The 2,195-nt window shown below is 65.9% G+C and carries 3 protein-coding genes; 2 read left to right on the forward strand and 1 reads right to left on the reverse strand.

Annotated features, from left to right (window positions below; all coding sequences use genetic code 11):
* Positions 1-8 precede the first annotated feature (8 nt).
* The gene (locus H0264_RS09300) at positions 9-593 is read right to left on the reverse strand and encodes a Uma2 family endonuclease (protein WP_181583589.1); all 585 of its coding nucleotides are present in this window, start codon (positions 591-593) and stop codon (positions 9-11) included.
* Between the two features lie 107 nt (positions 594-700).
* Here H0264_RS09300 and H0264_RS09305 point away from each other — a divergent pair, with 107 nt between their 5' ends.
* A complete protein-coding gene (locus tag H0264_RS09305; RefSeq protein WP_181583590.1) occupies positions 701-1,126 on the forward strand; it encodes a PPOX class F420-dependent oxidoreductase in 426 nt (141 codons plus the stop codon).
* 13 nt (positions 1,127-1,139) lie between these two features.
* Positions 1,140-1,898 (forward strand): precorrin-4 C(11)-methyltransferase, encoded by a 759-nt coding sequence (gene cobM, locus H0264_RS09310; protein WP_181583591.1) that lies wholly within the window; start codon positions 1,140-1,142, stop codon positions 1,896-1,898.
* Positions 1,899-2,195: the final 297 nt, after the last annotated feature.

The following is a 2,195-nucleotide window of genomic DNA, read 5'->3' on the forward strand; positions in this document are numbered from 1 at the left end:
CGGTGAGATCAGTCGACCCAGTCCTGGAGCGGGGTGGTGTCGAGGGTGAGGCCGAGTGGCGGGGGCAGTGGGACCGGGCGGCCGAATCCGTAGCGCCGAGTTTCCTCATAGCGGCCCTCGCTCGGCTCGCTGAAAACGGAGACTTCGGCGGCATCGCGGTCGATCAGAAGGTAGATCGGAATTCCGCACTGGGCGTACGCGTTCGGCTTCTCGACTCGGTCACGGGCGTTGGTGTCCGAATCTCTGGTGGTGATCTCGACCGCCATCACCACGGGATCGGGGACAGCCCACTCGCCGGTTCCCACGAAGGCGTCGACCGGAGCGACCACGCCGTCCGGTCGGGCTCGGCCCTTCCGATAGGTGCCCACCTGTAGCCCTTGGTTGGGATGCAGAAACAGCCGGGGGCTCAAAGGCATCAACAGGAGCAGCAGCCAGATGAAAATGCGATTGTGGTCCCCGTCCGGCACAGCCTTGACTCCCAGTCGCCCGTCGATGTACTCGAGCTGCACACCTTCGGTTTCACGCGCGGCGGCGCGCGCGATCGCCTCGAACTCGTCGGTGTTCAGGTCCGGCTCCCGGTCAACGGCTGTCATGGACTGCCTCCTGGCCTGAATTCTACGGGTTGTCCGAGATCGATTGCCGGTGGTCCGCAGTGGTGTGGTGCGCATTGTGAGGGATTCGGAACCCGTACGGTGGGCGGATGGCATCGATCTCTGATCAGCGGGTTCGGGAGTTTCTATCCGAGGGGACGCGTACCGGGAAGTTGGCTTTCACGGCGAGTGATGGGCGGGCTCTGGTGACGCCGGTGTGGTTCGTGCTGGATGGGGATGAGTTGGTTTTCAACACCGGGAAGACTTCGGCCAAGGGGAAATCCGTGCTGCGGGATGGGCGGGTGACCTTGCTGGTGGATCTGGAAGCGCCGCCGTATGCCTTTGTTCAGGTGCAGGGGGTGACCCGGGTGTCGGAGGAGATTGACGATCTGGTGCGGACCGCCACGGCGATCGGTGGGCGGTACATGGGCGCGGACCGGGCCGAGGAGTTCGGGAAGCGGAACGGGGTGCCGGGGGAGCTGGCGGTGTGGATCACGCCGACCAAGGTCACCGCGGCTTTCGATGTGACGGGCTGAAATACTCGGCCGCATGACAGTGCACTTCATCGGGGCCGGGCCGGGCGCGGCGGATTTGCTGACCGTGCGGGCGGTGGAACTGTTGAAGAGCTCGCCGGTGTGCCTGTACGCGGGGACGTATCTGGATCCGGAGGTGCTGGGGCACTGTGCGCCGGAGGCCGAGCTGATCGATACGCAGGGGCTGGATCTGGATCAGATCATCGAGCACTGCGTGCGGGCGCAGCGGGCCGGGAAGGATGTGGCTCGGCTGTGCTCGGGGGATCCCTCCATATATTCGGCGCTGCACGAGCAGACCAGCCGCCTCGACGCGGCCGGAATCGCGTGGGATGTGACGCCCGGAGTGCCCGCCTACGCGGCGGCGGCGGCACTGCTGGGGGCGGAGCTCACGGTGCCGGAGGTGGTGCAGTCGGTGGTGCTCACGCGGACGCAGGCGCGGTCGACCGCCATGCCGGAGTCCGAGGCGCTGGAGAACTTCGCAAGGACTCGCGCCACCCTGGTGCTGCACCTGGCCATCACGCGGATTCGCACCCTCGCCGAGGAGCTCACGGGCGAGTACGGCCAGGACTGTCCGGTGGCCGTCGTCTACCGCGCCAGCCAGCCCGAGCAGCGGGTGATCCGCGGCACGCTCGCCGATATCGCCGATCAGGTCGAGCAGGCCGGTCTGCGGCAAGCGGCCGTGATTCTGGTCGGCCGGGCGCTGGCGAAATCGGTGGATTGCGCCCAGTCACACCTGTACGACCCGGCCCGGGACAGGACGCACATCACTGGTTGAAACCGCCAAATGCGGTGATAGCTAAGGGCTATGGCCCTTTCTGGTTCCGCACCCGGGGCTGCCGGTAGATTGGTCCGGGTGTTTTGCTTGAAGCTTTCGGCGATAGTCGGCCGTCCGGCAGGTGTGGGCGCGCCCATGTAACGAGACTGGTCGGCTCGACGGATAGCCCAGAGAAGTTTTGTCTGATTGTTATGTGAAGTGAGCCCAGAACGCCGGACGCCACGCTAGCGGTGTGGCGTCCTGTTCGGGTTTTTCGGCGGGGAGCGCTCTCGGGTGTTCCGGAAGCGAGGTTTTCGG

Origin of the sequence: Nocardia huaxiensis (genome assembly GCF_013744875.1) — a bacterium.
Taxonomy (GTDB): domain Bacteria; phylum Actinomycetota; class Actinomycetes; order Mycobacteriales; family Mycobacteriaceae; genus Nocardia; species Nocardia huaxiensis.

Excerpts from the sequence above, each read along its gene's own strand:
- H0264_RS09300 (WP_181583589.1), bottom strand. The coding sequence starts at position 593 with ATGACAGCCGTTGACCGGGAGCCGGACCTGAACACCGACGAGTTCGAG.
- H0264_RS09305 (WP_181583590.1), top strand. The coding sequence starts at position 701 with ATGGCATCGATCTCTGATCAGCGGGTTCGGGAGTTTCTATCCGAGGGG.
- cobM (WP_181583591.1), top strand. The coding sequence starts at position 1,140 with ATGACAGTGCACTTCATCGGGGCCGGGCCGGGCGCGGCGGATTTGCTG.